The organism is Bacillus sp. BD59S (assembly GCF_007363175.1).
GTDB lineage: Bacteria > Bacillota > Bacilli > Bacillales > Bacillaceae_G > Bacillus_A > Bacillus_A pacificus.
The window spans coordinates 1,136,434-1,162,081 of sequence record NZ_CP034686.1 but is presented as its reverse complement, the minus strand read 5'-3'; the positions used below and the strand labels follow the sequence as shown (position 1 = coordinate 1,162,081).

At 36.7% G+C, this 25,648-nt stretch carries 30 protein-coding genes and 2 other annotated features; of the genes, 12 read left to right on the top strand and 18 right to left on the bottom strand.

Annotated features, from left to right (window positions below):
- Position 1: 1 nt before the first annotated feature.
- The 3 genes from trpD to trpE are packed head-to-tail and all read right to left on the bottom strand — an operon-like array spanning position 2 to position 3,026.
- Complete coding sequence (gene trpD, locus EKQ63_RS07905; RefSeq protein ID WP_087994560.1) at positions 2–1,027, bottom strand: anthranilate phosphoribosyltransferase; 1,026 nt, start codon at positions 1,025–1,027, stop codon at positions 2–4.
- Positions 1,024–1,611 (bottom strand): anthranilate synthase component II, encoded by a 588-nt coding sequence (locus EKQ63_RS07900; protein WP_087994561.1) that lies wholly within the window; start codon positions 1,609–1,611, stop codon positions 1,024–1,026. Before EKQ63_RS07900 ends, trpD begins: the two co-directional genes overlap by 4 nt.
- Entirely contained in the window at positions 1,608–3,026 is a 1,419-nt protein-coding gene (trpE, locus tag EKQ63_RS07895; protein ID WP_140421273.1) for an anthranilate synthase component I, read from the bottom strand. Before trpE ends, EKQ63_RS07900 begins: the two co-directional genes overlap by 4 nt.
- Positions 3,027–3,078: 52 nt before the next feature.
- Positions 3,079–3,323, bottom strand: a binding site (T-box leader).
- A gap of 42 nt (positions 3,324–3,365) precedes the next feature.
- Positions 3,366–3,603 (bottom strand) — a binding site (T-box leader).
- A gap of 307 nt (positions 3,604–3,910) precedes the next feature.
- Between trpE and putP the strand changes: the two genes are divergently transcribed.
- Both putP and EKQ63_RS07880 read left to right on the top strand, forming a co-directional pair.
- Positions 3,911–5,389: a sodium/proline symporter PutP gene (gene putP, locus EKQ63_RS07885; protein ID WP_087951694.1), complete on the top strand. Its 1,479-nt coding sequence runs from the start codon at positions 3,911–3,913 to the stop codon at positions 5,387–5,389.
- A 163-nt stretch (positions 5,390–5,552) separates the two neighbouring features.
- Positions 5,553–5,951, top strand: coding sequence for an Ig-like domain-containing protein (locus EKQ63_RS07880; RefSeq protein ID WP_143880939.1), 399 nt, complete (start codon positions 5,553–5,555; stop codon positions 5,949–5,951).
- Positions 5,952–5,975: 24 nt separating this feature from the next.
- Here the strand turns inward: EKQ63_RS07880 and EKQ63_RS07875 are convergent, their stop codons facing one another.
- The gene (locus EKQ63_RS07875) at positions 5,976–6,371 is read right to left on the bottom strand and encodes a PH domain-containing protein (RefSeq protein ID WP_087951692.1); all 396 of its coding nucleotides are present in this window, start codon (positions 6,369–6,371) and stop codon (positions 5,976–5,978) included.
- An 87-nt stretch (positions 6,372–6,458) separates the two neighbouring features.
- Between EKQ63_RS07875 and EKQ63_RS07870 the strand changes: the two genes are divergently transcribed.
- On the top strand, positions 6,459–7,130 hold the full coding sequence (locus EKQ63_RS07870; RefSeq protein WP_087951691.1) for a DUF4386 domain-containing protein: 672 nt from the start codon (positions 6,459–6,461) through the stop codon (positions 7,128–7,130).
- On the opposite strand, the gene EKQ63_RS07865 is transcribed toward EKQ63_RS07870, so the two are convergent.
- A complete protein-coding gene (locus tag EKQ63_RS07865) occupies positions 7,120–7,695 on the bottom strand; it encodes a Crp/Fnr family transcriptional regulator (protein ID WP_087951690.1) in 576 nt (191 codons plus the stop codon). The genes EKQ63_RS07870 and EKQ63_RS07865 overlap by 11 nt on opposite strands.
- A gap of 76 nt (positions 7,696–7,771) precedes the next feature.
- The gene (locus EKQ63_RS07860; protein WP_087951689.1) at positions 7,772–8,683 is read right to left on the bottom strand and encodes a DMT family transporter; all 912 of its coding nucleotides are present in this window, start codon (positions 8,681–8,683) and stop codon (positions 7,772–7,774) included.
- A gap of 203 nt (positions 8,684–8,886) precedes the next feature.
- On the opposite strand from EKQ63_RS07860, the gene EKQ63_RS07855 reads away from it, so the two are divergent.
- The 6 genes from EKQ63_RS07855 to exsF all read left to right on the top strand — a co-directional run bounded on the left by EKQ63_RS07855 (position 8,887) and on the right by exsF (position 14,100).
- Positions 8,887–9,618 (top strand): alpha/beta hydrolase, encoded by a 732-nt coding sequence (locus tag EKQ63_RS07855; protein WP_143880938.1) that lies wholly within the window; start codon positions 8,887–8,889, stop codon positions 9,616–9,618.
- A gap of 92 nt (positions 9,619–9,710) precedes the next feature.
- Complete coding sequence (locus EKQ63_RS07850) at positions 9,711–10,229, top strand: YjcG family protein (protein ID WP_000765878.1); 519 nt, start codon at positions 9,711–9,713, stop codon at positions 10,227–10,229.
- Between the two features lies 1 nt (position 10,230).
- Positions 10,231–10,653, top strand: a complete 423-nt coding sequence (locus EKQ63_RS07845) for a GNAT family N-acetyltransferase (RefSeq protein ID WP_143880937.1) — start codon at positions 10,231–10,233, stop codon at positions 10,651–10,653.
- Between the two features lie 99 nt (positions 10,654–10,752).
- Complete coding sequence (locus EKQ63_RS07840; protein ID WP_087951686.1) at positions 10,753–12,819, top strand: ATP-dependent helicase; 2,067 nt, start codon at positions 10,753–10,755, stop codon at positions 12,817–12,819.
- A 142-nt stretch (positions 12,820–12,961) separates the two neighbouring features.
- Positions 12,962–13,429: a spore coat protein CotY gene (gene cotY, locus EKQ63_RS07835; protein ID WP_001277715.1), complete on the top strand. Its 468-nt coding sequence runs from the start codon at positions 12,962–12,964 to the stop codon at positions 13,427–13,429.
- Positions 13,430–13,596: 167 nt separating this feature from the next.
- Entirely contained in the window at positions 13,597–14,100 is a 504-nt protein-coding gene (gene exsF / locus EKQ63_RS07830; protein ID WP_088327845.1) for an exosporium protein ExsF, read from the top strand.
- A 76-nt stretch (positions 14,101–14,176) separates the two neighbouring features.
- Here exsF and EKQ63_RS07825 read toward each other — a convergent pair whose 3' ends face one another.
- Both EKQ63_RS07825 and EKQ63_RS07820 read right to left on the bottom strand, forming a co-directional pair.
- Complete coding sequence (locus tag EKQ63_RS07825; RefSeq protein WP_087951684.1) at positions 14,177–14,362, bottom strand: cytochrome C oxidase subunit III; 186 nt, start codon at positions 14,360–14,362, stop codon at positions 14,177–14,179.
- A gap of 101 nt (positions 14,363–14,463) precedes the next feature.
- Positions 14,464–14,823 carry a DUF1360 domain-containing protein gene (locus tag EKQ63_RS07820; protein ID WP_087951683.1) on the bottom strand — a complete coding sequence of 120 codons (360 nt, stop codon included), beginning with the start codon at positions 14,821–14,823 and terminating at the stop codon, positions 14,464–14,466.
- A 125-nt stretch (positions 14,824–14,948) separates the two neighbouring features.
- Here EKQ63_RS07820 and exsY point away from each other — a divergent pair, with 125 nt between their 5' ends.
- A complete protein-coding gene (exsY, locus tag EKQ63_RS07815) occupies positions 14,949–15,407 on the top strand; it encodes an exosporium assembly protein ExsY (RefSeq protein ID WP_001277726.1) in 459 nt (152 codons plus the stop codon).
- Positions 15,408–15,467: 60 nt separating this feature from the next.
- Here exsY and EKQ63_RS07810 read toward each other — a convergent pair whose 3' ends face one another.
- The 10 genes from EKQ63_RS07810 to EKQ63_RS07765 all read right to left on the bottom strand — a co-directional run bounded on the left by EKQ63_RS07810 (position 15,468) and on the right by EKQ63_RS07765 (position 23,647).
- The gene (locus EKQ63_RS07810) at positions 15,468–16,001 is read right to left on the bottom strand and encodes a spore coat CotO family protein (RefSeq protein WP_087951682.1); all 534 of its coding nucleotides are present in this window, start codon (positions 15,999–16,001) and stop codon (positions 15,468–15,470) included.
- Positions 16,002–16,295: 294 nt separating this feature from the next.
- On the bottom strand, positions 16,296–17,066 hold the full coding sequence (fabI, locus tag EKQ63_RS07805) for an enoyl-ACP reductase FabI (protein WP_000421885.1): 771 nt from the start codon (positions 17,064–17,066) through the stop codon (positions 16,296–16,298).
- Between the two features lie 107 nt (positions 17,067–17,173).
- Entirely contained in the window at positions 17,174–18,028 is an 855-nt protein-coding gene (rfbD, locus tag EKQ63_RS07800) for a dTDP-4-dehydrorhamnose reductase (protein ID WP_087951681.1), read from the bottom strand.
- 11 nt (positions 18,029–18,039) lie between these two features.
- Entirely contained in the window at positions 18,040–19,008 is a 969-nt protein-coding gene (gene rfbB / locus EKQ63_RS07795) for a dTDP-glucose 4,6-dehydratase (protein ID WP_143880936.1), read from the bottom strand.
- Positions 19,009–19,023: 15 nt separating this feature from the next.
- Positions 19,024–19,569, bottom strand: a complete 546-nt coding sequence (rfbC, locus tag EKQ63_RS07790) for a dTDP-4-dehydrorhamnose 3,5-epimerase (RefSeq protein ID WP_087951679.1) — start codon at positions 19,567–19,569, stop codon at positions 19,024–19,026.
- 8 nt (positions 19,570–19,577) lie between these two features.
- Complete coding sequence (locus tag EKQ63_RS07785; RefSeq protein WP_087951678.1) at positions 19,578–20,315, bottom strand: sugar phosphate nucleotidyltransferase; 738 nt, start codon at positions 20,313–20,315, stop codon at positions 19,578–19,580.
- 14 nt (positions 20,316–20,329) lie between these two features.
- Positions 20,330–21,010 (bottom strand): glycosyltransferase family protein, encoded by a 681-nt coding sequence (locus EKQ63_RS07780; protein ID WP_000651514.1) that lies wholly within the window; start codon positions 21,008–21,010, stop codon positions 20,330–20,332.
- Between the two features lie 12 nt (positions 21,011–21,022).
- Positions 21,023–21,709 (bottom strand): glycosyltransferase family protein, encoded by a 687-nt coding sequence (locus EKQ63_RS07775; RefSeq protein WP_001271197.1) that lies wholly within the window; start codon positions 21,707–21,709, stop codon positions 21,023–21,025.
- The gene (locus tag EKQ63_RS07770; protein WP_016716878.1) at positions 21,706–22,395 is read right to left on the bottom strand and encodes a class I SAM-dependent methyltransferase; all 690 of its coding nucleotides are present in this window, start codon (positions 22,393–22,395) and stop codon (positions 21,706–21,708) included. The genes EKQ63_RS07775 and EKQ63_RS07770 overlap by 4 nt, the downstream gene beginning before the upstream one ends.
- A gap of 151 nt (positions 22,396–22,546) precedes the next feature.
- Complete coding sequence (locus tag EKQ63_RS07765; RefSeq protein ID WP_061183199.1) at positions 22,547–23,647, bottom strand: glycosyltransferase; 1,101 nt, start codon at positions 23,645–23,647, stop codon at positions 22,547–22,549.
- Between the two features lie 165 nt (positions 23,648–23,812).
- On the opposite strand from EKQ63_RS07765, the gene EKQ63_RS07760 reads away from it, so the two are divergent.
- Both EKQ63_RS07760 and EKQ63_RS07755 read left to right on the top strand, forming a co-directional pair.
- The gene (locus EKQ63_RS07760) at positions 23,813–24,637 is read left to right on the top strand and encodes a BclA C-terminal domain-containing protein (RefSeq protein WP_143880935.1); all 825 of its coding nucleotides are present in this window, start codon (positions 23,813–23,815) and stop codon (positions 24,635–24,637) included.
- 122 nt (positions 24,638–24,759) lie between these two features.
- The gene (locus tag EKQ63_RS07755) at positions 24,760–25,605 is read left to right on the top strand and encodes a TylF/MycF family methyltransferase (protein WP_061183201.1); all 846 of its coding nucleotides are present in this window, start codon (positions 24,760–24,762) and stop codon (positions 25,603–25,605) included.
- The last annotated feature ends 43 nt before the right edge of the window (positions 25,606–25,648 follow it).

The window sequence follows — 25,648 nt, the reverse complement described above, 5'->3', positions numbered from 1 at the left end:
TTTAATTCACCCTTTCTAATTTTTCGTTACTTGCTGCAATTAATAAGTTTAGTTTGGCTAATGCTTTTCCTGAGTCAATACTATGTGCCGCTAGTGTAATTCCTTCTTCAATCGTTTCTGCTTTTCCATTTGCGAAAAGGGCTAGGCCTGCATTTAATAAAACAGTATCGCGATAGACACTCTTTTCTCCACTTAACACGCCGAGCGTAATCTTTGCATTTTCTTTCGAATTTCCGCCTCTAATCTCTTCATTTTTCACTATTGAGAAACCATATTTCTCAGGTTCAATACTCGTTTCTACTATTTCATTATCTTTTAAAATGACAACACGATTTTCTCCTTGCAATGATGCTTCATCTAAAAATCCACTTCCATTTACGACAAGTGCTTGTTTTCTTCCTAGTTTCTGTAATACTTGCGCAACTGGTAGTAACATGTCTCGTTTATAAATGCCGACAAATTGTGTTTCTAAATTCACCGGATTCGTTAAAGGACCAATTAAATTAAAGATCGTCGGCACATTTAATTCTTTTCTTATTTTCATAATGCGCCTTAATGCTGGATGCATCGCTGGTGCGAATAAAAATGCAATGCCGACATGCTCTAATAAATAATCAATTTCGTTTGGCGTACTGCTAATATTTACACCGAGTTCTTCTAATAAATCTGCACTTCCTGTTTTACTAGAAACAGCACGGTTACCATGTTTTGCAACCTTTACACCAGCTCCTGCCAGTACAAATGCCGATGTTGTACTAATATTAAACGTTTGGGCACCGTCACCACCTGTCCCGCAATTGTCCATCGCTCCTTTTATATGATTCGAAAACGGTAATGCCTTTTCACGAAGAGCTCGGACGAGACCGTATATTTCTTCTGCAGTTTCACCTTTCGCTTTCAGTAAGACTAAGAAAGCTGCAATTTCACTTTCCAATATGTTTTCATTTAATAAAAGAAGCCCTGCTTTATACATTTCCTCTTCTGTTAAATGTTGTCCCTCCACTAATTTACGAAGATAGTTATTCATACTCTTTCCTCCTCTTTCACTTCGCCTAAAAAGGCACATATTAACTTTCCGCCTTCTTCTGTCGCGATTGATTCCGGATGAAACTGTAATCCGAAGAGCGGATAATAATTGTGACGGACTGCCATTATTTCTCCGTCTTCCATCGCTGTCGCTAATATGTCAAAACACTCTGGCAAGCTCGTTTGCTCTGCAACAAGAGAATGGTAGCGCATCGCTGTTAGCGGCTGTGTCACGTATGAAAAGATTGACGTTCCGTTATGTTTCACACGGGATGTTTTTCCGTGTTTAATGCGCTCTGCTCTTACAATATCTCCTCCAAATGCTGATATAATTGCTTGATGTCCAAGACAAATACCTAATATGGGAACGTTCTTATAAAAATGACGAATCACTTCAATACAAATGCCAGCATCCTCTGGTTTTCCTGGTCCTGGTGAAAGCACAATTCCTTTCGGCTTCATTTCTTCTAATTGTTCTATCGTTATTTGATCATTTCTTACGACAACAATATCCTCTTCGTATTCACCTAACAGTTGATACAAGTTATATGTGAATGAATCGTAATTATCAATCAGTACAATCATTTCATTACCTCCAAAAGCGCTCTCGCTTTATTTAACGTTTCTTCATATTCATCAACTGGGTCTGAATCGTAGACAATACCCGCTCCTGCCTGAACGTATGCTTTCTCATCTTTCACAACCATCGTTCGAATGGCGAGCGCCATATCAAGATTTCCTGAAAAACTAACGTATCCAACTGCACCGGCGTATACATTTCTTTTTTCATTCTCTAGCTCATTTATAATTTCCATCGCTCTAATTTTCGGAGCACCTGATACCGTCCCCGCTGGTAAACAGTACGCTAATGCATCAAATCCGCCCATTTGTTTTCGCAATGTTCCGTAAACTTCAGATACAATGTGCATAACGTGAGAGTATTTTTCTACTTTCATATATTTATCTATCGTAACCGAGCCGATTTCACTCACTCTACCAATATCATTTCGCCCAAGATCTACAAGCATCATATGCTCTGCTCGTTCTTTCTCATTTTCTAACAGCTCTTTTTCAATTTCCGTATCTTCCTGCTTTGTCTTCCCTCTCGGCCTCGTACCAGCAATTGGATTTGTCATCACTTTATCCTCTCTTACCGATAGCAAACTTTCTGGCGAAGAACCGAGTACAACATAATCTTGAAACTCGATATAGAACATATATGGTGATGGATTGGCAATTCGTAGTTTTCGGTATAACGCGAATGGATCACCAATACATTCACTTTGTAAACGCTGGGATAATACGACTTGGAATATGTCCCCGGCCCCGATGTATTCTTTCGCCGTTTCTACCATAACGCAAAATTCTTTTTCCGTTATAGAAGAAGTGAATGATAATGTTGATCTTATTTCAGTTACTTCCGCTTCTTCTCCCTGTAGCACTTCCTCTTTGTATACTCGCAGCCTTTCGTATACTTCTTCATAATCTGCTGAATCATCTTCCCTACATACATATACAAACGACAACTTTTGACGTAAGTGGTCATACACGATAAACTCACGGTACAGTAAAAGGTGTACCTCTGGAATATTCAATGGATCGTGTAAATCTGTTCCAATGTTTTCATATTGCCGAATAACGTCATAGCCAATATAACCAACTGCTCCTCCGCAAAAAGGAAATGGACTGTCTACTTGAGCTGACGCAATCACTTCTTCTAACACTTGTAGTACGTTACCTTGTAACTTTTCTGTTTGACCGAAAATCGTTCGTTCCACTTCCGTACCAACGCTTTTCACTTCTCCATAAGGATTACATCCTAAGTAAGAATAACGCCCTTTATCTTGATGAAGCTGTGAACTTTCTAATAAGAATTTCTTCTTCCCTTTCATACGTCTATATAAAGAAATTGGCGTAATGCTATCTCCTTCTTCTTCAGCGATTACTAAAAATGTCTTTCTCTCTCTTTTTTGTTTTATAAATTCTTCTTTCGTCATCATGTCCTTCACCTCGCCCTGAAAAATAAAAAAGTCCCCTACATATCGAAAATATGTAGAGGACGATAAATATACCGCGGTACCACCTCGTGTTGGATGCAAAAGCATCCCGCTTTGTTCAGGTACAAAATATATACCTTATCCTTGTAACGGCGGAACCCGGGTTGCCTACTGAAAATAATTGTTCAGCATACCTCTCGTAAGCCCATTCCGTATATGACACCGCACCGGGTTCCCACCTATCCCCGGCTCTCTGTAACGTCTCCAATATACGTACTCTTCTTACTTCAACGATTTCATTTATTTAATTTTTTATACACAAAAAGGGAGTACACATCCTATAAAAAGGACGGGTACTCCCGTGGTGCCACCTTAATTCGTTACGAATGTAACGCACTTTACCGTATCAAAAACAATACGTGTCTCTTGTATCGATGAGATCATGTCGCCAAAGCCTACTTCTGTCGTTTCGGTTTGGAAGCTCCGAAGCCCATTCCACATCAATTCCATACTGATTCGCACCAACCATCAGCTCTCTGACATGTTCATCATGTGTACTCTTCTTCATCAACGCTTGCATTTTTTTAAGTTGCACTCATTATAGACCTGACTTTTTTCACAAGTCAATACTTTTTCAAAAATTTTATTTTTCTTTCCTTTCAATATTATATTGACAAAACAACCGCTTTTTATGTAAATATAATAAATACTCTATTAAAAATAAGGTTTTTTTGTATGAATATTATATATTAAAAAAGTAAAATAACATCAAAAAACGCTTACATTTCTGAAAATTCGTATTTCTGTATGGATTTTTCAGAATAATCATGATAGATTATAAATATGCATAACGCATCAAAAGACATGACAAAAGGAAGGGGAACTACATGAGTACGCAGATGTTAACTTTAACTTCTATCTCTATTTACATGCTCGGGATGTTAGTAATTGGCTATTTCGCCTACAAACGAACGTCCAACTTAACAGATTATATGCTTGGCGGGCGTACACTAGGCCCCGCAGTAACAGCATTAAGTGCTGGAGCATCCGATATGAGTGGTTGGCTTTTAATGGGATTACCCGGTGCAATGTTTAGCGTTGGATTAAGTAGTAGTTGGATTGCGATCGGCCTGACACTAGGCGCATACGCAAACTGGCTATATGTCGCTCCTCGCTTACGTACCTACTCTGAAATTGCAAACAACTCTATTACTATCCCAGAATTTTTGGAACACCGTTTCCACGACAAATCTCACATGCTACGCTTAGTATCCGGACTTGTTATTATGATTTTCTTTACTTTTTATGTAGCTTCAGGATTAGTTTCAGGCGCTGTATTATTTGAAAATTCATTTGGTATGAACTACCATGTTGGATTATTCATTGTAGCTGGTGTTGTTGTCGCTTACACATTATTTGGTGGTTTCTTAGCAGTAAGTTGGACAGACTTCGTGCAAGGAATCATTATGGTAGTTGCTCTTATTCTTGTTCCTATCGTAACAATTATGAATTCGAACGGACTTGGACCTGCATTTGATACAATTCGTTCTGTAGATCCAACACGTTTAGATATTTTTAAAGGTGCCTCTACTTTAGGGATTATTTCTTTATTTGCATGGGGCCTTGGTTATGTTGGACAACCTCATATTATCGTACGCTTTATGGCGATTTCCTCTGTAAAAGAAATTAAAAGCGCACGAAGAATTGGTATGAGCTGGATGATTTTCTCTGTTGTCGGAGCTATGTTTACTGGCCTTATCGGTATTGCTTACTACTCACAACAAGAGTTAACATTATCTAACCCAGAAACAATTTTCCTTGAACTAGGAAAAATTTTATTCCACCCACTTATTACTGGATTTTTATTAGCAGCGATTTTAGCAGCGATTATGAGTACAATCTCATCTCAGTTACTCGTTACTTCTAGTGCTATAACAGAAGATTTATATCGTACATTCTTTAAACGTTCTGCTTCTGATAAAGAACTTGTATTTGTCGGTCGTATGGCTGTACTTGTTATTGCATTAGTTGGGTGCGCTTTAGCGTTTAAACAAAATGATACGATTTTAGCTCTTGTTGGATACGCTTGGGCTGGATTTGGTTCTTCATTCGGACCTGCTATTTTATTAAGCTTATATTGGAAACGCATGACGAAGTGGGGCGCACTTGCTGGTATGATTTCTGGTGCCGCTACAGTCATTATTTGGACTCAATTCAAATTCTTAAAAGAATTCTTATATGAAATGATTCCTGGTTTCACTATTAGTTTACTAGTAATCGTAATTGTTAGTTTACTAACACAACCTTCAAAAGAAATTGAAGAGCAATTTGAGAATTTCGAAAAACAACATAATCATAATCTATAAAGGAAAAGCTCTGCTGTTATTGTATCAGCAGAGCTTTCTTTATATCAAAGTTCGACAATCTTCTGCTCGAATTTAACAATTTCTTTATGTTTCATTAAATTAAACGTAACACTACTCCTTTATAGTAGTACTATCAGCACTTATACAGAAAGGGGACTCCAACATGTTAGCAGCTTTCCAGCAACAACAAACACGAAAATTTTCACCTATCACAAATACTTCTGCGTCTTGTTTGAACATACAACCTAATCCACCTAAAATTTCAATTGCTCCTTCTGTTATTTCAGTCATTGGTGTTCATATGGAAAAAAACAAGTTAAAAGTAAGAACGGGACAAAGCACTGAGCTATCAGCTTCTGTTTTGCCAGTGCAAGCAACGAATACAGAACTTATTTGGACAAATATGAATGCTGATGTTATCACAATATACCCAAAAGGTAATACGGTAAAGATTACTGGAAAAAGTGCAGGTAGAGCAGTCTTAATTGTCACAACTGCTGAAGGAAAGTTCCGTGACCTATGTATGATTCATGTACAACCTTATATGACAAATCCAAAGTAAAAGAGTGGCTTCGTAGCCACTCTTTTACTTTGTTTCAATGTGTGAATTTTTACTTGTAACGAGATTGATGAATTGCTCTTTATCTTTAGGAGAAATAATTTCTGTTTGATGTGCACCGTAAACAATTTCAAGTCGATCAAACGATAAAGCATAGGCTGCTACTGGATTTTTCGTATTTGAAATTCGTTTTATATCTCGTATAAATATGCGCTTTTTAACGAAACCCGATTTAATAGTAATTCTTTCTTCTCCGACGATATATTTTGTTGAAAACCAACTCCACATAAATAAGATGGCCAATGGGATTGTGAAAAATAAAAGAAAATATTCTCTTCCTGCAAATATTGGAGCAAAACAGGCTCCAATGACAACGAAAAAAATCGGATATAACCATACATCTTTTTTTGATGGAAATTCCACTAAACTTCTCCTCTCTTGATTTAAGTCAATGAACCTCCTCTTCTTCTCTATTACAATGAAAACACCATTAGGATAGGAGGACGTATTATGACTGAACGAAAGTATGCATTACTTGCTGGCTCTTCTCTTCTTGTTATGGCATTCATTGCATTTTTTTCTTACGGTTTTGTTCATGGAAATCTCGTTGTACAAGAAAACGCGAGCGTGACATTCCATAATATCCAAACTTCAAATTCACTTTTCAAAGCGGAAATCTTCGGTTGGATTATCATTTTCATTACTGATATTGTCGCCGCGTGGGCTCTTTATTTCTTTCTAAAACCAATTCATACTAGCCTCTCATTACTAGCTGCCTTGCTTCGTCTTATGTATACAGCAATACTTGGAATCGCCATATTCAATTTAATATTGGCATTGCTACTTTCAAAAAGTATGATTGCGAATCCAGAAACATATGTGATGTTGTCTCTCAGTGCATTCGAATACATTTGGTCTGTAGGGTTAATCATTTTCGGCTTACATCTTTTCGTTTTAGGTTATGTAGCTTTTCTATGTAAACATATACCGAAATGTATTAGTATACTACTATTCTTGGCTTCTATCGGTTATATCGTAATTCACGTCATAAATACAATGTTTTCACAATATGATGCGATGATTTCCATTCTTAATGTTGTCTTTCAACTACCGATGATCGCAGGTGAACTCGGATTTAGTATATGGCTATTGATTAAAGGTGGAAAAAACACTACTGTTTGAGTCGTTTCTTAATTCTGCTTAATGATTCTGGCGTAATACCTAGATAACTTGCCAATTGATATTGAGGAACACGATTGATTAAATGCGGTCGTTTTTGTAATAATGATTTGTAACGCTCTTCTGGTGTCGATGCAATGAATAATGAAAGTTCTTCTTGTACCTCACCGAAATTGTATTCAATCATTTGGCGTGTCATTTCTTCTAATTGTGAATATTTCTTATACATGTCCTTTTCACTGTGCAGGTCGCCAACTACAACTAGACAATCTTCTAAACACGTTAACGTATGCGGGGATGCTTTATCTTGTTTATGGTGATTAAAATTTACGATTGCTTGTTCTTCTGTATAGAAATTTGATGTAACCTCTTTCCCCGTTTCATCTATACAATGTTGCCTAATACATCCCTGTAATACAAAATAACATTTCGAAGGGACATCTCCTTGCCTTAAGAGCACTGTTCCTTTTTTATATTCTCCAATTTGTAATTCACTGAGAATCATGTGCTGCTCTTCTTCACTTAGTGTTGTAAGGTTCTGCATATACTTCTTTAATATTTCTTCCATTTCCCTCCCCCTTCCTCCCCTATATTTCTGTAAAACAAAAAGAGAAGTATTACAACTTCTCTTTTCCCCTCTAACATTATAATTCCTGTGTATAAGCCGGCTCATTTACTACATTTTTTGCTGTTCGTTTTTGTTGCTGTAGTAAGAAAACAGATACACCAAACAATACGAGCATGCTACCGATCATTTGCATAGCATTTAGTCTTTCACCGAGTAAGAAGAACGCTAGTATAGATGCTCCAACGGGTTCTCCTAAAATACTCATCGAAATTGTTGTTGCATTTACGTAGTTTAATAACCAATTATTAATGACGTGTGACACTGTCGGCACGACCGCAAGTAAAAGAAAAACGGTCCAATCCCACTTTGTATAACCCGTAAAAGGCACTTGCAACACTATATTATAAATCCCCATAAAAATACCTGCGAATGCAAAAACGGTAAAGCTGTAAATCCAGTGTGATACTTTCTTTACTGTCGTTTGGCCGATAAATAAATAACCGACAACTGCTATTACACTTAAAAAGGATAATATATCGCCATAAATTGCTTGTTCACTTAGTCCTAAATCTCCCCAACCAATACACACTACACCTAATATCGCAATTCCCATTGTCGCAATGGCTGAGTATGTTGTTCTTTCTTTAAATAAGAAAAAACCTCCAACTAAAGATACGATTGGTTGAAGCGCTAAAATAATTGTCGAACTCGCAACTGTTGTATGCTTTAAAGATTCAAACCATAAAAGAAAATGAAGTGCTAAAAAGAAACCAGATCCGATTAAAAATCCCCAATCTTTTATTTGAATCTTACTAAACTCTTCCCGTTTTTTCCAAACAATAGGCAGCATAAGAAGTACGATAATCCATAATCGATACATACTTAATATGGAAGATGGTGCCGAGGACATCTTTACAAAAACTGCTGCGAATGAAATGGCTATAATGGAAATAGCTAATGGTAGCGCGATTGATCTTTCTTGTTTCAAATTCCGTCTCCCCTCTCACCTGTCAAAAATCCCACTTCATTATATCCGTTTTCTTCCCTAACTTAAATACTAATTTTTTAGATTCTTCGTACCATTATGGTAAAATAGAAACGAAAGCACCTATTAGTGAATATTTCTTTCTTTTTCACTACAAGCGTCGCTCTTACAATCATTACAGTAAATTTTTATTTAGGGGGATCTACATGAATCAAACAATTGGGAGAATTGAAGAGATTTCATTTTATAGTGCATCACTTCAAGAAGATGTTACACTTCTCGTTTACTTACCAGTAAATTACACACCGCTGCACAAACATACAGTAGTCATTGCACAAGATGGCAGAGATTATTTTCAGCTTGGTAAAGCACACCGTGTAATTGAGCGCCTTCGTGAAACTGAAGAAATTGACCGTACAATTATTGTCGGTATTCCATATAAAAATGTACACGATCGTAAAGAAAAATATTTCCCAAGCGAAGTTAAAAACGCTGCTTATATTCGTTTCCTTGCTCATGAACTTGCGCCATATATCGATGAAAATTATCCAACGTACCAAATGGGAAAAGGTCGTGTGTTAATTGGTGATTCACTTGGCGGAACGGTTTCCTTTATGACCGCACTGATGTATCCGCATACATTCGGTAAAGTCGTTATGCAATCACCATTTGTGGATGAAACAGTAATGAACTTAGCAAAAGACTTCAAAAATCCGGAGGCGCTAGAGCTTTATCACGTTATTGGGACAGAAGAAACAGCTGTAAAGCGTACTGATGGACAAGTATCTGATTTCGTAGGGCCGAACCGTGAACTGAATACGCTTCTGACAGATAGAAATTTCATCACGTATTACGAGGAGTTTGAAGGTAATCATACGTGGAAATATTGGCAAACTGATTTACCGAAAGCTTTCTCTCATATGCTATCAATGAAATAATAGAGAGCAGTATTCAGAATAATTTGATATAATAGATTAAGAGAGTTATTTTCTCAAAATCTAACTAGACTTACAAAGGGAGGAATTGGAACATGAAATTAGGCATTGTAATTTTTCCATCTAAAATGATTCAAGATAAAGCGAACGGATTGCGTAAACGTTATGATCCACACTACGCATTAGTTCCGCCACATATTACATTGAAAACACCCTTTGAGACGCAAGACGAACAATTAGAATCGATTGTAAACGAATTACATACAATCGCAAGTAAAACGAACCCTTTTACCCTTCACGTTGGAAAAGTTGGTTCATTCGCACCTGTTAATAATGTTCTTTATTTTAAAGTAGAAAAAACACCAGAACTTACTTTCTTAAATGAGGAAATGCACAGCGGGTTCTTTACACAAGAACGCGAATACGCTTTCGTACCTCATTTAACAATCGGACAAGGCTTATCTGATGCAGAGCATGCTGATGTACTAGGTCGATTACGTATGAAAGATTTCTATTATGAACAACCAATTGACCGCTTCCACCTTCTATATCAATTAGAAAACGGAACATGGACTGTACACGAAACATTCCGCCTTGGAAAGGGGAACAACTAATTTGCATGCACAGATCGTACAAACGGACGAACAACTAAGAGATGCATTCTCTGTACGTAAGCAAGTATTTGTAAATGAACAGCAAGTTTCTGCCAAAGAAGAGTATGATGAGTTTGAAAAAACTTCCATACACGTCGTTATATATGATAATGATGTTCCCGTTGGTGCTGGGCGTTTTCGCACCATTGATGGGATTGGAAAAATGGAACGCATTTGCGTACTAGCTTCCCATCGTAAAAAAGGAATTGGAAAAATTGTTATGGATGCACTTGAAGCATATGCGAAGGAAAACTCGCTACAAAAATTGAAGTTGCATGCTCAAACACATGCTGAAGATTTCTATAAGAAACTTGGATATGTAACGAGTTCTGATGTATTCATGGAAGCAAATATTCCTCACGTCGTTATGATAAAAGAATTGTAATTTGAAAACAGGAGGTATCCCCTCCTGTTTTTTACATTGCTATTTTCTTTTTCTTCCGCTAAAGTTAAATGTTGATGCTATAGTTTTGAAGGTGAATGTATGACACAAGAAAAATTTTCACAAAAATCATTAACGCACGCTGATATTCCGCGTGCAACATATCATATTCCGAAAACATCTACCCATTTAATTATGGAAGAAGATGCAGATGCGGCGTATTTCCGCGCTCTCGAACAACAAAATGTATTTTTAAACGAAAAACAATTAGAGGCCGTTCGAACGACAGAAGGTCCTGTTCTTACATTAGCTGGTGCCGGAAGCGGGAAAACATCTGTTTTAACAACTCGCGTAGGTTATTTAGTAAATGTGAAACAAGTTCATCCGCGAAATATTTTATTGCTTACATTTACACAAAAAGCGGCTGAAGAAATCCGAAATCGTGTAGCGAATTTACCAGGTATGAATCATGCCGCAAGTAGCTACGTTGTTGCTGGTACGTTCCACTCTGTCTTTTTAAAATTACTTCGTAGTCAAGGATATAATCAGCAAATTTTAGCAAACGAAAAACATAAACAAATTATGATAAAGAAGATTTTAAAAGAATTACGTTTAAAAGACGATTATGATGCTGAAACGATGCTCGCGATGATTTCACTTGAGAAAAACAAATTGAATCGTCCGAAAGATGTAAAAGCAAAAACACCCGTTGAACAAGAATTTAAAGAAGTATACGAGCGTTTTGAAGAAGTGAAACAACGATATAATTATATTGATTTCGATGATATCTTATTAGAAACATATTATATGTTAGAAAATAACGCTCCTTTGCTTACCCAATTACAACAACGTTTCCACTATATTGAAGTAGATGAGTTCCAAGATACATCGTATGCTCAATATGAAATTGTAAAATTGTTAGCTTCGCCAAGAAATAATTTATTTATCGCAGGTGATGACGATCAGGCGATATACGGTTGGCGAGGGGCAAGTCACCAAATTATTTTATCTTTTCCAAAAGAATTTGATAACACTACGATTATCGCCCTTAATACGAATTATCGATCCAATCCTTTTATCGTCGGACTTGGAAATGAAGTGATCAAACTAAATCAAGAACGGTTTGATAAAGAGCTATATTCTGTTCGTGAAGAAGGCGTACAACCTTTTTACGCAAGACCGGCTACAACTCTTGATGAAGCAAATCAAATTTTGCAGCTCATTCAAGAAAAGGTTGATAGCGGTGAACGAAGCTATAAAGATTTTTGTTTGCTGTATCGTACACATTCTGTAAGCCGTTCGTTACTTGATCAGCTTACCATTCATAAAATCCCATTTATTAAGCACGGTGCGAGTCAGTCATTTTATGAACATTCGTTAATTAAGCCTGTATTGGATCATTTACGACTAGTAATTGAACCATTTCGATTAGAATCACTTTCAAACATATTGCCAACGATGTATATCGGACGTGATGATTGTATTTCATTTATTGAACGTGAACAATGGAAATATGGGGAAGGTCGTTTCCCTTCTCTTCTTCATTTCTTATTATTAAATCCGAGCTTAAAACCTTTTCAAGTGAAAAAGGTAAATGAGCGTATCGATTTTATTAAATTTATAAAAGAATTAGAACCGAAAAAAGCATTAAAAGAAATTATTCATGGTAAAGGAAAGTATTTAGAGTACTTACAAAGTAACGATCGTTCTTCCTTTACGATGCATAAAGATATACAAGAAGAAATGTTAGAAGAATTAATGGAGTCTGCTACTCGTTTCACCGACATTCCAGCTTATTTACAATTTATTGATGAAGCAATTCAAGGGCAAAAAGAAATGGAAGCATTAAAAACAATGCCACAAAAAGATGCTGTTTCGCTTATGTCTATTCATAACGCAAAAGGCCTTGAATTTCCATGTGTCTTTTTACTCGGGGCGAGCGATGGTATTCTGCCTCATACTTCTTCTTTAAAAGATGCAAATGATCGTGTTACAGAGACTTCTGAAGCTTTAGAAGAAGAACGCCGACTACTTTATGTCGCAATTACACGTGCGAAAGAAGAATTGTATATTTCCTCTCCGCAATTTTTTAGAGGAAAAAAATTAGATATATCTCGCTTTTTGTATACTGTGCGAAAAGATTTACCTGAAAAGACATCCACGAAATAAGGATGTCTTTTTTTATATTGCAATATGTACATCCCTCCTATATAAATTCCCTCTTTTTATCATAAGAATTAACGTAATATCAACCATATCCCACTCATATTGTAATAGTGTATGTCAGAACTCACGAGAAGGAGTGAACATAATGAGCTGCAATTGTAACGAAGATCATCAACATGATTTTGATTTCAACTGTGTATCTAATGTCGTTCGTTTTATACATGAACTACAAGAATGTGCAACAACAACATGCGGATCTGGTTGTGAAGTCCCATTTTTAGGAGCACATAATAGCGCATCAGTAGCAAATACACGTCCTTTTATTTTATACACAAAAGCCGGAACACCATTTGAAGCATTCGCGCCATCTGCAAGCCTTTCTAGCTGCCAATCTCCAATTTTCCGTGTCGAGAGTATAGATGATGATGATTGCGCTGTATTGCGTGTATTAACTGTAGTATTAGGTGATACTTCTCCTGTGCCACCTGGTGACGATCCAATCTGTACGTTTTTGGCTGTACCAAATGCAAGATTAATATCGACCAACACTTGTCTTACTGTTGATTTAAGTTGCTTCTGCGCTATTCAATGCTTACGTGATGTTACGATTTAAAACTAAATAATGAGTTAAGCATGGATTGGGTGGCAGAATTATCTGCCACCCAATCCATGCTTAACGAGTATTATTATGTAAATTTCTTAAAATTGGGAACTTGTCTAGAACATAGAACCTGTCCCTTTCATTAACTGAAAGTAGAAACAGATAAAGGAGTGAAAAACATGTTCTCTTCTGATTGCGAATTTACAAAAATCGATTGTGAGGCGAAACCAGCTAGTACACTACCTGCCTTCGGTTTTGCTTTCAACGCGTCTGCACCTCAGTTCGCTTCATTATTTACACCACTACTATTACCTAGCGTAAGTCCAAACCCAAATATTCCTGTTCCTGTAATAAATGATACAGTAAGTGTCGGAGATGGCATTCGAATTCTACGAGCTGGTATTTATCAAATCAGTTATACATTAACAATTAGTCTTGATAATGTACCTACTGCACCAGAGGCTGGTCGTTTCTTCTTATCATTAGGTACACCGGCTAACATTATTCCTGGATCAGGTACAGCGGTTCGTTCTAACGTTATTGGTACTGGTGAAGTAGACGTATCCAGTGGTGTTATTCTTATTAACTTAAACCCTGGTGACTTAATTCAAATTGTACCAGTTGAGTTAATTGGAACTGTAGACATCCGTGCTGCAGCATTAACAGTTTCACAAATTAGTTAGTAAAAAGCGGTATTTCTTCATTGAAATACCGCTTTTTATATGTATAATAAAAAACACTCACAGTAGCATGAGTGTTTCATTCTTCATAGTGTTTTATTGTATTCTTCTTTTTCCCACAATTGCATCCTTTTTTCTTCACAAATCCTTGTTGTTGCAATTGTTCTTGATATGCCTGTTGTTGTGCATGGTGCTGTTGCTGTATGTTATACCATTGCTGCAGGTCATATGAATTTCGCCTTGGATTATTGCTCACAGCAAACATCTCCTCTACTGTCAATTCTGTCTATTTACTATATGAACAACTCTTTATTTCCGTTCCCTCATTCTTTTAAACTCCGCTTTTTCTCGTATTATGAAAATATATTATTCTCCCATAAAGTATCCTGTAATCGTTTCAATGATTGCTGCTGCTCCTGCAATAGCTAATAACGCAAGTAACGGTTCTGCAACGATAGGGATCCAATTATATAACACTAATAAAAAAGCACTAACCCATACACCTGTACACCAATAACAGCTTAATAATTCGCCAATCCACTTTCTTAATCCTTTACCTTTTACTTTTGTAAAAGTTGATACACTTCCATCCGGCTCTTTAATCTCTAATTCGTCAATAAACGGTCTTCGCAAAAAAGCTGTAATTTTATCATAAACAATTAAACGGGTGAGCCTAAAAGCCGCTAACGCGAAAATAAAAAATAAAAGCCAACTTGTAAACAGCATGATTCCACCTTCCCTTATCTTCTTTCGCCTATTTAAAAAAAAAGGTCTTGAGATTGTGACCAAATCTCCTCGACTCCAATATCTTATTAATGTAAATACAAACAAGAAGATAAGGAGTGACATTAATGAGTTGTAACGAAAATAAACACCATGGCTCTTCTCATTGTGTAGTTGACGTTGTAAAATTCATCAATGAATTACAAGATTGTTCTACAACAACGTGTGGATCTGGTTGTGAAATCCCATTTTTAGGGGCACACAATAGTGCTTCAGTAGCAAATACACGTCCTTTTATTTTATACACAAAAGCTGGAACAGCATTTGAAGCATTTGCACCATCTGCAAGCCTTGTTAGCTGCCAATCTCCAATTTTCCGTGTGGAAAGTGTAGATGATGATAGCTGTGCTGTGCTACGTGTATTAACTGTTGTATTAGGTGACGGTTCTCCTGTACCGCCTGGTGATAATCCAATTTGTACGTTTTTAGCTGTACCAAATGCAAGATTAGTATCGACTAACACTTGCCTTACTGTTGATTTAAGCTGTTTCTGTGCTATCCAGTGCTTACGCGACGTTTCTATCTAATAAGTGAAGTAAACTAAAAAACTATTGGGGTGGTAGAAGATTTCTACCACCTTTACATATTTAAAAGCCAGCCATACTAATTGATTGGATATCATCTATAGACAACTTAATATCTCGCATGCTATTTGGTGGCATAATCGCTACAATTCCATTACGATACGATATGATTGATCCAACATATGAGACTGTAGCTGTTTTTATTCTGCACCTTACTTTCGGAATATAATGAGGGCGATTTAATAAAAAATGAATTCTCTCTTCGTTATTCATATCCTTAAATGATTTATTATATGGAACAGTTCTCACTGGCTCTTGCTGTTCTTGTACTCGTTCCTCTTCTTCTATTTTCCCTTCCACTTGCTGCTCCTCTTGTTGTTCCTGTTCTTGTTCTATGACCTCTTCCACAGCACTACTTACAACATTTTCGTTTCTATTACTTTCCTCTCTTCGATCCTCATTTTCAAAGTTTGTTAAGATAATTCTTTTTATTTTCGGTGCAGCAAGTTCCAAACTTACTTGCGCAATATATAACAACGGTTTTCCAACTGTTGAACTTTTATTTTTATTCTTCACACTCGTCCCTCCCACTTCCATACGTAGCTGGATAAAGTGAAACTTTAATCAGTGGGGGGGTTCTTCATCCCCCACTGATTATTAGCCCTAACCAATCGGACTTTTATGGGCAGTTGATCCCCCACCTAACTTCTTTGCTTTCGCTGAATTTTGAGGTGGGGGTCTTACTGCCCATTAAAGTCGGATAAATCGTGTACTACTATAGTTATATTCATCACATGGTAAGAACTTTCGTTAAAAATCGTTCTTTCGAAGAACAAATAAAAAGGACAATCTCTACATGTTGAGATTGTCCTTTAACATTTAATATTATAATTATCCTAGGATATGATACCCTGAATCAACGTGAATGTTTTCTCCTGTTACGCCGCGTGCTAAATCACTGAATAAGAATACTGCCGTATCCCCAACTTCTTCTGGAGTTGTTGTACGACGAAGTGGTGCGCGCTCCTCAATTTCTCTTAAGATTGAGTTAAAGTCGCCTACACCTTTTGCAGATAACGTACGAATTGGACCTGCTGAAATAGCGTTAACGCGAATGCCATGTTGACCTAAATCGTTCGCTAAATATTTCACGCTCGCTTCTAATGAAGCTTTTGCAACGCCCATAACGTTATAGTTTTTCACAACGCGCTCGCCGCCAAGATATGTTAACGTTAAAATATTTCCGCCTTCTGTCATTACTTTCTTCGCTTCTCTTGCTACAGCTGTTAAGGAGAATGCACTAATATTTTGTGCAAGTAAAAATCCGTCGCGAGAAGTATCTACAAATTCACCTTTTAAGTCGTCACGATTTGCAAAAGCAATACAGTGTGCAACACCGTGAATTGTACCAACTTCTTGCTTGATTGTTTCAAAACAAGCGGTAAGTTCTTCATCATTTGTTACATCACAAGGTAATACAAGTGATTCTTGTCCTTCTAATGTATCCGCTAATTCACGAACGTTTCTCTCCAAACGTTCTCCTGCATATGTGAAGATTAATTTTGCACCTGCATTATGCAAAGAGCGAGCAATTCCCCATGCAATACTTCTTTGGTTCGCAACGCCCATAACAACAAATGTTTTCCCTTGTAATAGTTCCATGATATATCCTCCCAGAAATACTTATACTTGTTATTAGTACCTGATACTATAATTATAGTAACATAAAACCTCTTAAAGGCAAACAAAAAAGTCATTAACTTAAAATGTTAATGACTTTTTGTTTCTATAAAAAAACGCTCTAATCCTTCTTCCCAGGAAGGCATTTGTAAAAAACCATTTAATCGTAGCATATTATGTTGGAAAATAGAATATTTTGGTCTCGCTGCCGCCGCTCCAAATTCTTCAGTTGAAACCGGTAATACATCCACTTTCATATTTGCATACGAAAATATTTTCTTTGCAAATTCAAACCAAGAACATGATCCTCTATTGGATACGTGATACGTACCGTATAAAGAAGTATGAATGAGCTTATTAATCATTACATTTAAATCCGCCACATACGTAGGAGAACCGATTTGATCCACTACAACAGATACTTCTTCTCTTTCTTTCCCTAATCGCATCATCGTTTTCACAAAATTATTTCCATACTTACCATATAACCACGATGTACGAACGATAAAGTATTTATTATGTAACTCTTTGACGAACTGCTCTCCCGCATATTTAGAAGCACCATATATATTTATCGGCGCCGGATTATGAAATTCATCGTACCCTTCCGGTCTATCACCTTGAAATACATAATCCGTACTAATATAAACTAACTTCGCCCCCACTAATTGTGAGGCAACTGCTACATTTCGAGCCCCTATTGCATTTATTCTAAAAGCAAGATCTCGTTCTTTCTCAGCTTGATCAACCTTCGTATACGCTGCACAATGAATAATGATATGTGGCCTTATTTCTTGTACTACTTGCTGCACTTTGGATATATTTGTTATATCTAGTAACTTTTTATCAAATGGATATATGTCATATTCTTCAGGATTTAACTCTTCTTGTAGTTGCTTTCCCAATTGACCATTTGCTCCTGTTATGATAATCCGTTCTCTCATTTATATGCCCCTTACTTTTTTAATGGTTTCCACCATTCCTCATTCTTCTCATACCATTGCACCGTTTCTTGTAACCCTTGCTCAAACGTATACTTCGGTTCCCAATCAAATTCATTCTTCATTTTCTCTGCATCAATCGCATAACGGCGGTCGTGTCCTAAACGGTCTGTCACATATTCAATATCCTTTTCCGTTTTTCCTAAGAGAGTAATAATTTGTTCCACAACATCTATATTTGTTTTTTCATTATTTCCACCTATATTATATACTTCTCCTATACGTCCCTTATGCAAAACAACATCAATCGCACTGCAATGATCCGTTACATGTAGCCAATCTCTTACATTTAATCCATCGCCATATAACGGTAATTTTTTTCCTTCGAGCGCATTCGTAACCATTAACGGAATTAATTTTTCAGGATATTGATACGGTCCATAGTTATTGGAACAACGCGTTACGATAACTGGTAATTGATATGTTTTATAATAAGATAAAGTTATCATATCGGCGCTCGCTTTGCTTGAAGAATATGGACTATTTGGAGCTAACGGGGTTTCCTCGGTAAATCGCCCTGTTTTTCCTAAAGATCCATACACCTCATCCGTTGATACTTGCACGAGTTTAATATGCGGATATTTTTTTACTAATTCTAATAAGGTGACTGTCCCAATTACATTTGTATCATAAAAAGGGATCGGATTTTCAATACTACGGTCCACATGTGATTCAGCTGCGAAATTGACAATGACTTGCACATCACGTTCCTGAATAACATGCTCCAGCAGCTCTCCATTTTGAATTTCCCCTTTTACAAAAGAGTAATTCGGGTGATTTTGAAGAGACTTCACATTATTTAAATTCCCGCTATATGTTAATGCATCGAAATTAATAATTTTATATGTTTCATGGCTTTGTAACATATAATGCACAAAATTACTTCCAATAAATCCAGCTCCACCTGTTACTAATATATTCATAAACAACTCTCCTACTCAAAAACTATCTTCACATTCCTGGAGTGATGGTAATATTCGATCTTTGTCAGACAAAATAGGACTTGTTACCGGCCATGGAATTGCTAATTCTTTATCACCCCAAAGCACCCCTGAATCATGATCAGCACTATAATACTCATCTACTTTATACATAACAATCGTATGCGGAACAAGTGTACAAAAACCGTGCGCAAATCCTTTTGGTACTAATAATTGCCGATGATTATCTGCACTTAAAATATATCCTCTCCACTGCCTAAACGTTGGAGAATCTTTTCGCAAATCGACGATAACGTCATAGATTGCTCCTTGCATAACTTGAATAAGTTTCGTTTGTGCTTTCGGATTTTTTTGAAAGTGTAATCCCCGAATCGTTCCCGCTTCCGCTGAATATGAAACATTATCCTGTACAAATGAATACGTAATCCCTAATGTTTCTAACACCTTCTTATTATAACTTTCAGTAAAAAAGCCACGCCCATCTCCAAATAACCTCGGTTCTAACAATTTTGCGTCAGTAAAGTTTGTTTCTATAACTTTCATATTCTCACCTATTCTCCGTTAAACTGTTTACCAAAGTTTATATCCCGCGCTAACGTATTCGCCCTTTGAAGAGAAATGTGAGTTCCTGCATCCGTCCACCAACCGCTCATTTCATTATAAGTAAGTACACCTCGTTTTAAATACCAATTATTAATATCTGTAATTTCAAGTTCTCCCCTTGCGGAAGGTTTTAATTCTTTTATATAAGAAAAGACTTTCGAATCATACAAATAAATTCCTGTGACTGCATAGGAACTTTTCGGCTCTTTCGGCTTTTCTTCAATTTCAATTATTTTGTCGTTTTGAATATGCGCTACGCCAAATCTCTCCGGATCATCTACAGATTGCAGCAGTACTTTCGCACCCTCTTTTTGATTTGCAAACTCTTCAACATACGAACGAATATCATCAGAAAAGATATTATCTCCTAATATAACTACCATGCGATCATTCCCAACGAAATCTTCACAAAGCCCTAATGCTTGCGCAATTCCGCCAGCCTTATCTTGCACACGATACGTAAAGGACACGCCAAACTCTTGACCGCTCCCTAAAAAACTAACAACATCTCCCATATGCTCTTTACCTGTAATAATCATAATATCTGTAATCTCGCATTGTTTTAGCTTATATACCGCATGATAAATCATTGGATAACGTCCAACAGGAAGCAAATGTTTATTCGTTACTTTCGTTATGGGATATAATCTCGACCCAGTTCCACCTGCTAAAATAATTCCTTTCACCCTGCATCTCTCCCTTATGATGGAGATAATATATCTTTGTAATGTTCTACAAACACTTTCCGATCCTTCTCATATGTATCCGCATCAAACTCATCCCCGTTGTAGTGAATACACCATACATTTGCTTGATTAGGGATACCAATTAAATAACCCGCCTTTTGAAACTCTAAAGACTGCGACACATCATAAAAGTGGAATCCTTGAAATAAATCTTCTCGCCACGGAATATCATATTGCGTTGCCATCAATAAACCATCAATTGCCTGAACTGACAAAAATGGTTGATTCCCATAAAAAACTTGATCTAAATTTAATAATTGATAATTCTGTCTCCTGTACTCAATCACTTTCCCTACTAAATTTTTCCCTTCCCACCATATCCCGTTGCTCGGTAAAAACTGGGCGCCAGCTACTCCAATTAAACCTAGTTTTTCGTTATCTTTAAAAAGAGAAATGAGTGTATAAAACATCTCTCGATTAATAAGATAAGTATCTTGATGTATATAAACCTTATACTTCGCGGGATATGAAAGCGCTCGGTTATATGCACTCGCCATACTTTTCGCATCTCGTATCGGAAAAATTTGTACGACATAACCAGGGGGAACAAAAAGGTTTCTTATTTGTCTCTCGCATTGTTCAAATAGCTCTTCATTATTTATACAAACAACGACTAATATTGTATGATCTTTCATTTTGTAGCCCCTCTATTCGTCTTGATTTACATCTGACATATAGTGCTCTACAAATATCTTTCTATACTTTTCATAGTTGGTCATATCCACATCGATATGATAGTGAATGCACCACGCATCACGCTGTACAGGAACCCCAACTGTATAGCCCGCTTTTCTAAATTCAAACGATTGAGACACATCATAATAGTCAAACCCATCAAACAAGTCTTCCCGCCATGGAATATCGTATTGTGTTGCCATTAATAAACCGTCAATACATTCTACAGGCATAAATGTTTTTGAGTCATGATACGGCTTTTCTTGACTTGCCATATAAAATAAATCATTCATATAACCAATGACTTTTCCAACAACTCCTCTGCCTACATTCCATATTCCATTTGGAGGAACATATTGGGCTCCAACCATACCAATCATTCCAAGATGTTCATGTTCTTGAAACAATTGAAGTAATCCATATAAAAACCCTACATTTACAATGAAAACATCTTGATGTATATACACTTTATATTTTGCCGGATGCGAAATTGCTTGATTATATCCGCTCGTCATACTTTTCGCATTCCGAATCGGCATAAACTGTATCGTGTATCCTGGAGGAACTGGCAATTGTAATATATGTCGTGCACATTGTGCATACATTTTCCGATCATTTATACACGTAACAAATAATATTGTTTTATCTGCTGCACTCATAATTGTGATTTTTCTGCTTCAATAATGTATTGAAATACAACCGTCTCAGCCATGAAGCCACTTCCAAGACGATATTTTTTACAAATACCATATAATTCCTCAATAAGCGGCTCATACATTTTATGATCAACATATACACGATCTACTTTACTAATTGAATAGCCTGCTTTTAAAAACATTCGTAGCATTTCATTAAATGTAAAGAAGCGAATATGTGTTTTATCTAATAAACCATATTCTGTATACGTCCAATTTCCAGCAAGTAAGGGAGCTAATACTGAAATGTGTGAAACATTCGGTATACTAGCCAAAATCACACCATTTTGCTTTATATACGGTTTTACTTTTTCTATTACCGCCCACGGATCAAATAAATGCTCTAATACGTCACCAAATATAACGCAATCAAATTGCTCCTCCTCATACGGCATATCCATTGTTTCTATATCGCCTAAAACAACATGATCTAGTTTTTCTTTTGCTTGTTCTGCCGCCTCTGGGAATGCCTCAATTCCAGATACACGTGTGCCATTTTCTTTTATGGCAGCTCCAAGTGCACCACTCGAACAACCGATATCAAGAACTTCTTTCCATTCCTTTTTTATATGTTTTAATACATTCGGATTCACTGCATTATAATAATGCCCAGACTTTTCTTCATATAAAGAATTTTTTGGAGAATTCATTTTACACACTCCTTATGCAAATTGAATTTGAAATATAAATTTCATCTAAAGTCTATAGATGTAACCAGTACTAGTTACATTGCCGATACTTTACTATATAGCTAATCTATTAGAGTTAGAATCGCAATGAGCCATTTCTAAAAAAAGCTGCCTATAACGATTTATATTGTTTATCAAAAACACTCCGAAAATATTTGCGGTTATATTCAATTGCAGCATTATTCGGAACATAAGAAGCTGCTAATTCATTGTAATAATAAGCTTTATCTTGCTCACCTAACTTGCTATAACAAATACACATTTGTAAATAAGGAAGCCATGTGTAGCTCGCCGGACTATGAAACGGACTCTCCGTCGCCATTGGTACTTCCGTTGCAAGTTTAAACCAAAATATCGCTTCGTTATACTTTTGTTGTTCCATATATATATATCCTATTCTTGTACAATTCTCTCCTCTTGGAACATCATATCGAAACGACTTCACGCAAGATTCAATTGCCTTTTCCCATGATCCAAGCTTTGCATAGCAATCTCCTAATTTACCACATGCATAAATTTTCTCTTCATACCAACCCTCTTCTTGATTAAGAAATGTTTCATATAGTAAAACTGCATCATCATATTTTTGATTATCCATAGATTCATTCGCATAATAAAACAAATCTCTCGGACTCAATTCTTCCCCAGCTACTACAGCATCTTGAAAAATTTTCAAATTACGATTCGTTACTTTCTTTTCTTTTTTATGCGTAATCGCAACATTACTATTAAAAATCTCACCAAAAATAGCTAAATACTCATGCACCTTTCCAAACCATTGAAATTGTTTTTCACGCTTTACAAGTCGATATCTTCTTGTACAATATAAAGGTTTCCCGTTAGAATCCATTACAAGATGATATGGCATCGAAACGGCATCCACATTAGGATCTAATTCTCTTTTTAATAAGTTCAATGCCTCTTGCGCATCTTCTAATAACACATCATCAGCATCTAACCAGAATATATATTCTTGCGTTGCTTTCGAAAAAGAAAAATTTCTAGCTGCCGCAAAATCATTAATCCATGGAAAGTCATATATGTTAGAAGTATATTGAGCTACAATTTCTTTCGTCCGATCAATGGAACCTGTATCCACTATAATAATTTCATCAACAATTTTTTCTACTGCGTCTAAACATCGACCGATTGTATCTTCCTCATCTCGAACAATCATACATAAACTAATTGTAATTCCTTGCTTGGTCAACATAATCACCCTCTTCCAAATCATTCATATGTTATACATACAATAAACTTTCCACTTTTTTAACTTGCACAAGCAGTTTAAGATTTCTTTTCAATAATTCAAATGTCCGTGTCATTTTCTTCCGGTTTTGCATCTACTATATAATGAACGCTTTATGGAGGTGAATTTATGTCAAATAATAATTATTCAGATGGATTAAATCCCGATGAATCTTTATCAGCTAGTGCATTTGACCCTAATCTTGTAGGACCAACATTACCACCGATACCGCCGTTTACCCTTCCGACTGGGCCGACTGGGCCGACTGGACCGACTGGACCGACTGGACCGACTGGGCCAACTGCACCAACTGGGCCGACTGCACCAACTGGACCGACTGGACCAACTGGACCAACTGGACCAACTGGACCAACTGGGCCGACTGGGCCGACTGGTGCGACTGGTGCTACCGGCGCAACTGGGCCAACTGGTGCTACTGGTGCTACTGGTGCTACTGGACCGACTGGGCCAACTGGTGCTACTGGCGCGACTGGACCAACTGGTGCTACTGGTGCTACTGGGCCAACTGGGCCAACTGGACCTTCTGGGTTAGGACTGCCAGCAGGATTGTATGCCTTTAACTCAGCTGCAATTTCTGTAGCTCTTGGAATTAATGATCCAGTACCATTTAATACCGTTGGATCTCAATTTGGTACGGCAATTTCTCAAATGGATGCCGATACTTTCGTAATTAGTGAAACTGGTTTTTATAAAATTACGGTTATTGCTTATACAGCGGCAGTAAGTGTATTAGGAAGTCTTGCAATTCAAGTTAATGGGGTTACTGTGCCGGGAGCGGGCACAAGTTTAATTTCACTTGGAGCTCCTATCGTTATCCAAGCCATTACACAAATTACGACAACACCATCACTCGTTGAAGCAGTTGTTACAGGAATTGGATTATCACTAGCTCTTGGTACAAGTGCATCAATTATTATTGAGAAAATTGCTTAATTTTGTACTTAGCAGTAAGACTGGTATTAGTCTTACTGCTTTTTCATTTGTAAATTCAATCATTAAATCTTTCTTTTCTACATAGTCATAATGTTGTATGACATTCCGCAGGAGGCACTTATATGGAAAATAAATCAGCTGTTCAGCTTTATCTTGAATTATTAAAGAAAACAATTTTATTTGAAATATGGTTAGAATACGAACCATACTTACCTGCTTCGTTACATATATCTAAAGAGCTATCATATGAACCAGTTACTGTTCCGCTTCCTTTATTTCTTAAGCAGTACGTAGAAAATCACAATTTAAAAATCGTTGACCCTAACGTTTCAAAAAGTGAGCGGCAAGGCGGCAAAGATTGGCCAAGAGCAGCACATAGTATGATTGGCCGAAAACGTATGAATCAATTACACGAAGCTATGGAAACTGTTGTCCGTGAAAATATAGAAGGTGATTTTATTGAAACTGGTGTATGGCGCGGAGGATCATGCATTTTTATGAATGGTTTTTTACAAGCAAACAACATTACGGATCGTACTGTGTGGGTTGCCGATTCGTTTGAAGGTCTACCAGCACCTAACTTAGAACAATACCCGAAAGATTACGGTGATTACTTGCACACATTCGATTACTTACGGGTTTCTTTAGAAACAGTGCAAGAGAACTTTAGAAAATATGATTTATTAAATGATCAGGTGAAATTTTTAAAGGGTTGGTTTAAAGATACATTACCTTCAGCACCGGTAGAAAAAATTGCAATTGCTCGCCTTGATGGTGATATGTATGAATCAACGATGGATAGTCTTGTAAACTTATACGATAAAGTGTCAACAGGTGGCTTTATTATTATTGATGACTACGGATTAGTAACATGCGCAGAAGCTGTAACAGATTTCAGAAATGAAAGAAACTTACAAGCTCCTATTACTAAAATTGATGATTTCGGTATTTATTGGCGGAAAGAATAGAATACAAGTTTATTTTTTTGAGAGGAACTTTACACTACTTATT

Excerpts from the sequence above, each read along its gene's own strand:
- trpD (WP_087994560.1), bottom strand. The coding sequence starts at position 1,027 with ATGAATAACTATCTTCGTAAATTAGTGGAGGGACAACATTTAACAGAA.
- EKQ63_RS07900 (WP_087994561.1), bottom strand. The coding sequence starts at position 1,611 with ATGATTGTACTGATTGATAATTACGATTCATTCACATATAACTTGTAT.
- trpE (WP_140421273.1), bottom strand. The coding sequence starts at position 3,026 with ATGATGACGAAAGAAGAATTTATAAAACAAAAAAGAGAGAGAAAGACA.
- putP (WP_087951694.1), top strand. The coding sequence starts at position 3,911 with ATGAGTACGCAGATGTTAACTTTAACTTCTATCTCTATTTACATGCTC.
- EKQ63_RS07880 (WP_143880939.1), top strand. The coding sequence starts at position 5,553 with ATGTTAGCAGCTTTCCAGCAACAACAAACACGAAAATTTTCACCTATC.
- EKQ63_RS07870 (WP_087951691.1), top strand. The coding sequence starts at position 6,459 with ATGACTGAACGAAAGTATGCATTACTTGCTGGCTCTTCTCTTCTTGTT.
- EKQ63_RS07865 (WP_087951690.1), bottom strand. The coding sequence starts at position 7,695 with ATGGAAGAAATATTAAAGAAGTATATGCAGAACCTTACAACACTAAGT.
- EKQ63_RS07855 (WP_143880938.1), top strand. The coding sequence starts at position 8,887 with ATGAATCAAACAATTGGGAGAATTGAAGAGATTTCATTTTATAGTGCA.
- EKQ63_RS07850 (WP_000765878.1), top strand. The coding sequence starts at position 9,711 with ATGAAATTAGGCATTGTAATTTTTCCATCTAAAATGATTCAAGATAAA.
- EKQ63_RS07840 (WP_087951686.1), top strand. The coding sequence starts at position 10,753 with ATGACACAAGAAAAATTTTCACAAAAATCATTAACGCACGCTGATATT.
- cotY (WP_001277715.1), top strand. The coding sequence starts at position 12,962 with ATGAGCTGCAATTGTAACGAAGATCATCAACATGATTTTGATTTCAAC.
- exsF (WP_088327845.1), top strand. The coding sequence starts at position 13,597 with ATGTTCTCTTCTGATTGCGAATTTACAAAAATCGATTGTGAGGCGAAA.
- EKQ63_RS07825 (WP_087951684.1), bottom strand. The coding sequence starts at position 14,362 with ATGTTTGCTGTGAGCAATAATCCAAGGCGAAATTCATATGACCTGCAG.
- EKQ63_RS07820 (WP_087951683.1), bottom strand. The coding sequence starts at position 14,823 with ATGCTGTTTACAAGTTGGCTTTTATTTTTTATTTTCGCGTTAGCGGCT.
- exsY (WP_001277726.1), top strand. The coding sequence starts at position 14,949 with ATGAGTTGTAACGAAAATAAACACCATGGCTCTTCTCATTGTGTAGTT.
- EKQ63_RS07810 (WP_087951682.1), bottom strand. The coding sequence starts at position 16,001 with ATGGAAGTGGGAGGGACGAGTGTGAAGAATAAAAATAAAAGTTCAACA.
- fabI (WP_000421885.1), bottom strand. The coding sequence starts at position 17,066 with ATGGAACTATTACAAGGGAAAACATTTGTTGTTATGGGCGTTGCGAAC.
- rfbD (WP_087951681.1), bottom strand. The coding sequence starts at position 18,028 with ATGAGAGAACGGATTATCATAACAGGAGCAAATGGTCAATTGGGAAAG.
- rfbB (WP_143880936.1), bottom strand. The coding sequence starts at position 19,008 with ATGAATATATTAGTAACAGGTGGAGCTGGATTTATTGGAAGTAATTTT.
- rfbC (WP_087951679.1), bottom strand. The coding sequence starts at position 19,569 with ATGAAAGTTATAGAAACAAACTTTACTGACGCAAAATTGTTAGAACCG.
- EKQ63_RS07780 (WP_000651514.1), bottom strand. The coding sequence starts at position 21,010 with ATGAAAGATCATACAATATTAGTCGTTGTTTGTATAAATAATGAAGAG.
- EKQ63_RS07775 (WP_001271197.1), bottom strand. The coding sequence starts at position 21,709 with ATGAGTGCAGCAGATAAAACAATATTATTTGTTACGTGTATAAATGAT.
- EKQ63_RS07770 (WP_016716878.1), bottom strand. The coding sequence starts at position 22,395 with ATGAATTCTCCAAAAAATTCTTTATATGAAGAAAAGTCTGGGCATTAT.
- EKQ63_RS07765 (WP_061183199.1), bottom strand. The coding sequence starts at position 23,647 with ATGTTGACCAAGCAAGGAATTACAATTAGTTTATGTATGATTGTTCGA.
- EKQ63_RS07760 (WP_143880935.1), top strand. The coding sequence starts at position 23,813 with ATGTCAAATAATAATTATTCAGATGGATTAAATCCCGATGAATCTTTA.
- EKQ63_RS07755 (WP_061183201.1), top strand. The coding sequence starts at position 24,760 with ATGGAAAATAAATCAGCTGTTCAGCTTTATCTTGAATTATTAAAGAAA.